The organism is Pseudomonas sp., assembly GCF_049645325.1.
Classification (GTDB): Bacteria; Pseudomonadota; Gammaproteobacteria; order Pseudomonadales; family Pseudomonadaceae; genus Aquipseudomonas.
In genome coordinates this window covers 1-4,495 of the sequence record NZ_JBARTQ010000447.1, presented here as the reverse complement: position 1 = coordinate 4,495, position 4,495 = coordinate 1, and the positions used below count along the sequence as shown (strand labels likewise).

Sequence of the window (4,495 nt, the reverse complement as noted above, 5' to 3'; positions counted from 1 at the left end):
CCCACAGGGCCCGCTGCTACACCAGGTCTTGCAGGCTTAGTTGCCTTCTTTCAAACCCAGGTCAGCCAGTGCCTTGGCGGCAACTTTGGCTGGCAGCGGGATGTAGCCGTCTTTCACGACAACTTCCTGGCCCTGCTTCGACAGCACCAGTTTTACAAACTCAGCTTCCAGCGGGGCCAGAGGCTTGTTCGGGGCTTTGTTAACGTACACGTAGAGGAAACGCGAGAGCGGGTATTTGCCGTTCAGGGCGTTTTCTTCGCTGTCTTCGATGAAGTCAGTGCTGCCTTTCTTGGCCAGGGCCACGGTCTTCACGCTGGCGGTCTTGTAGCCGATGCCCGAGTAACCGATGCCGTTCAGCGAGGAGCTGATCGACTGCACGACCGAAGCCGAGCCAGGTTGTTCGTTCACGTTTGGCTTGTAGTCGCCTTTGCACAGGGCTTCTTCTTTGAAGTAGCCGTAGGTGCCGGATACCGAGTTACGACCGAACAGCTGAACCGGCTTGTTGGCCAGGTCGCCGGTCACACCCAGGTCGCCCCAGGTTTTCACGTCGGCTTTGGCGCCGCACAGACGCGTCGAGGAGAAGATCGCATCGACCTGTTCCATGGTCAGGTGCTGGATCGGGTTGTCTTTGTGTACGAAGACAGCCAGGGCGTCCACGGCCACCGGGATAGCGGTTGGCTTATAGCCGTACTTCTGCTCGAAGGCCGCCAGTTCGGTGTCCTTCATCTTGCGGCTCATCGGGCCCAGGTTGGAGGTGCCTTCAGTCAGCGCAGGTGGCGCGGTGGCGGAGCCAGCGGCCTGAATCTGGATGTTGACGTTCGGGTATTCCTTTTTGTAGGACTCAGCCCAAAGGGTCATCAGGTTGGCGAGAGTGTCGGAACCAACGCTGGACAGGTTGCCCGATACACCAGTGGTCTTGGTGTAGGCCGGAATTGCCGGGTCAACACCAGCGGCTACCGCGTTAGCGGTCGCAACGCCAGCAGCGACAAAAGTCATTGCCGCCATCAAACGTTTCAGTTTCATGCCTTGCTCCTAGCAGATAGGGATAGTTGGATCGGGGCCAAGTATCGGTAGGCCGTGTGAACACTCTATGTCTGCAATGTGACAATTAGATGAAAGGCCAGCATTTGTGAAAAACCTGACAGGAAGGAGGAAGCTCAATAAAACCGGGGTTTTCGGGGAGGTTTAGGCGTTTGAGGCGGGGTTTTAGAAATACGCTGTAATCGTTGACCAACACAACATCTGAGATGATCGTTCCCACGCTCCAGCGTGGGAACGATCAGTTAAGAAGTTAACGCCCGCGCTTCCACAGGTACCCGCCCACCAGCATCCCCATCACACAAATGACGGCAACATAGTAAGCAGGCCCCATCGGGCTTTCTTTCATCAGCAGCGACACCGCCAACGGCGTCAAACCACCAAACACCGCGTAGGCAACGTTGTAGGAAAACGACAACCCACTGAAACGCACAACCGGTGGGAATGCTTTCACCATCACGTAGGGCACCACGCCAACCGTGCCAACAAACAGGCCGGTCAAGGTGTACAGCGGGAACAGCCAGTTCGGATGGTCGGTGAGGCTGTGATACAGCGTCCACGAAGTGGCCAGCAGCAGCAGGCAACCGGTGACCAGCACGCGGCCGGCGCCGAAGCGGTCGGCCAGTGCGCCGGCAGCGATGCAACCAAGGCTCAGGGTGACGATCGCCAGGCTGTTGGCTTGCAGGGCAACAGTAGGGCTGAAGTGATAGACGGTTTGCAGCACGGTCGGGGTCATCAGGATGACCACCACAATGCCGGCCGACAGCAACCAGGTCAGCAGCATCGACAACACGATGGCGCTACGGTGGTCGCGCAATACCGCGCGCAGTGGCAATTCGGCGGCCAGGGTTTTGCGTTGCTGCATCTCGGCGAAGATCGGCGTTTCATGCAGCCAGCGGCGCAGGTACACCGACAACAAGCCGAACACGCCGCCAAGCAGGAACGGGATCCGCCAGGCGTAATCCGAGACCTGCTCCGGGCTGTAGATCGTGTTGATGGCGGTGGCCACCAACGAACCGAGCAGGATGCCGGCCGTGAGGCCGCTGGTTAGGGTGCCGCAGGCATAACCGATATGGCGCGGTGGCACGTGCTCGGAGACGAAGACCCAGGCGCCCGGCACTTCACCGCCAATCGCCGCACCCTGGATCACGCGCATCAGCAGCAGCAAAATTGGCGCCCACAGGCCGATCTGCGCGTAGGTCGGCAGCAGGCCCATGATCAGGGTCGGCACGGCCATCATGAAGATGCTCAGGGTGAACATTTTCTTGCGGCCGAGCAGGTCACCGAAGTGCGCCATGATGATGCCGCCCAGCGGGCGTGCCAGGTAACCGGCGGCGAAGATGCCGAAGGTCTGCATCATGCGCAGCCATTCCGGCATGTCGACGGGGAAGAACAGTTTTCCGACCACGGTGGCGAAAAACACGAAGATGATGAAGTCGTAGAATTCCAGCGCCCCGCCCAAGGCAGACAGCGACAGGGTTTTGTAGTCGTTGCGGGTCAGCGGGCGCGAAGGTTGCGCACTGCTTGCGGGCACGGAGGACATGGCAAGGCTTCTCTTATAGTAATCAGAACGGCAAGCCCGGGACTTGCGGCGGGTTTGGCAAGATAGCAAATCGCTTGAAAAAGCACAGCGTCCACCGAATAACAGTTTGGCGGCGCGAAATATTCCCCGTTCCGGCGCTTTAACCGTAACCAGAAGCACAGTTACCGTAAAAAGCCGCCATACAGCCGCGATTTGCCGACCAAATGAGCGCCGGGAGGTCGTCGCGGCGCCAGGGTCTCGATATACTCGGCCCTTGCAAGCGCCAAACCCGCTGTCTTGAGGGGCTGCTGTGCCAAAACGTCGTTGGGTGCCATCCAGCCGATTTGGCAGAGTTTCCCTTTAGTACGCCTTACGAGAAACGCATCACGCGGTGTATGTTGGTGCTGAAACGTTTTTCCCAAAGACGGCTATCCACTTGAAATACCCATGAAGCGTCACGGGTCAGAGGCACCCACGGCATGATCGAACTCGAACAAGAAGACCCTATCCCGCAAGGCGATCTCGCCCTGCAAATCACTGCGCTCCCGCGTGAAACCAACGGTTTTGGCGATATCTTCGGCGGCTGGCTGGTCGCACAGATGGACCTGGCCGGCACCGCGATGGCGAGCAAGGTCGCAGGCGGCCGCGTGGCCACCGTGGCCATTGACCGCATGGCGTTCCTGGTGCCGGTGGCGGTTGGCGCGCAGCTTTCCTTTTATACCCAGGCCCTGGAAATCGGTCGCAGCTCGATCCAGATGATGGTCGAAGTGTGGAGCGACGACCCGCTGTCCAGCGAATGGCGCAAGGTTACCGAGGCGGTGTTTGTATTCGTCGCCATTGATGGCAGTGGCCGTACGCGCTCGGTACCGTCGCGCGCGCGTTAAACCTCATCGGGTTTTGACGGTCAATTGCCCCATTGCCTGCCATAAAGAGTGCTTTGTATGCCTACGCCCCACGTTGAAACCGTGAAAATCGACGAGCTGGACTGCTGGCGCATCCGCCACAACGGCGCCGAACTGATGGTGGCCCAACAGGGCGCGCATATTTTCAGTTACGGGCGTGAGGGCGAACAGCCGCTGATCTGGCCGAACCCTGAGGCGGTGTTCAAGCAGGGCAAAGGCATTCGTACCGGCGTGCCGGTGTGCTGGCCGTGGTTTGGGGTATTCGACCGTAACCCGCCAAGCGTAAAGGCGATGCGTGAAAGCGAACAGCCGGCCGGTGCCCACGGCTTTGTGCGCACGGCGCGCTGGGAACTGGTCGGGAGCGCGCTTGAAGGCGAGGCCTTGCGCGTTGACCTGACGCTGCCGGTGCCTGCGGGCGGCTTTCCTGGCTGGCCGCATCAGGTCGACCTTAAGCTGAGCCTGCTGTTGGATGATCAACTGCATATCCGCCTGACCAGCCACAACCGTGGCACCGACACTGTGAGCTTAAGCCAGGCGCTGCACACCTATTTCGCCGTGAGCGATGTGCGCAATGTGCAGGTCGAAGGGCTGGACGGGCTGGCGTATATCGACACCGCTGACGGCTGGAGCCACAAACAGCAAGCCGGGCTGCTTCACTTTACTGCCGAGACCGACCGCATCTACCTCGACACACCGCCCCAAGTGAGCATTGTCGATAAAGACTGGCAGCGCCGCATTCAGATCACCGCTGAAGGTTCGAAGTCGACCGTGATCTGGAACCCCTGGACCGAACGCGCCAAAGCCTTCGATGACATGGCGGATGATGGCTGGCAGGGCATGCTGTGCGTCGAGACGGCGAATGTGCTGGATGATGTGGTGACATTGGCGCCAGGCGCCAGCCATACATTGGGCGTGAGCATCGTCGCTGTCGCCCTGTAAACCTGACCCAACTGTGGGAGCTGGCTTGTGTGGGAGCGGGCTTGCTCGCGAATGCGGTGGGCCCGTCGCTAAATTAGATGACTGACACTCCGCC

At 59.7% G+C, this 4,495-nt stretch carries 4 protein-coding genes; 2 read left to right on the top strand and 2 right to left on the bottom strand.

All coding sequences use genetic code 11. The features are described 5' to 3' along the window. Window positions 1-36: 36 nt before the first annotated feature. Window positions 37-1,023 carry a phosphate ABC transporter substrate-binding protein PstS gene (locus tag WBB95_RS19455; RefSeq protein WP_424489058.1) on the bottom strand — a complete coding sequence of 329 codons (987 nt, stop codon included), beginning with the start codon at window positions 1,021-1,023 and terminating at the stop codon, window positions 37-39. Window positions 1,024-1,291: 268 nt separating this feature from the next. Next, on the bottom strand, window positions 1,292-2,581 hold the full coding sequence (locus tag WBB95_RS19450; RefSeq protein ID WP_424489057.1) for an MFS transporter: 1,290 nt from the start codon (window positions 2,579-2,581) through the stop codon (window positions 1,292-1,294). A 458-nt stretch (window positions 2,582-3,039) separates the two neighbouring features. Here WBB95_RS19450 and WBB95_RS19445 point away from each other — a divergent pair, with 458 nt between their 5' ends. Together WBB95_RS19445 and WBB95_RS19440 are read left to right on the top strand one after the other, a co-directional pair. Next, entirely contained in the window at window positions 3,040-3,444 is a 405-nt protein-coding gene (locus WBB95_RS19445; protein WP_003176975.1) for an acyl-CoA thioesterase, read from the top strand. A 57-nt stretch (window positions 3,445-3,501) separates the two neighbouring features. After that, window positions 3,502-4,401, top strand: a complete 900-nt coding sequence (locus WBB95_RS19440; RefSeq protein ID WP_424489056.1) for a D-hexose-6-phosphate mutarotase — start codon at window positions 3,502-3,504, stop codon at window positions 4,399-4,401. Window positions 4,402-4,495 lie beyond the last annotated feature (94 nt).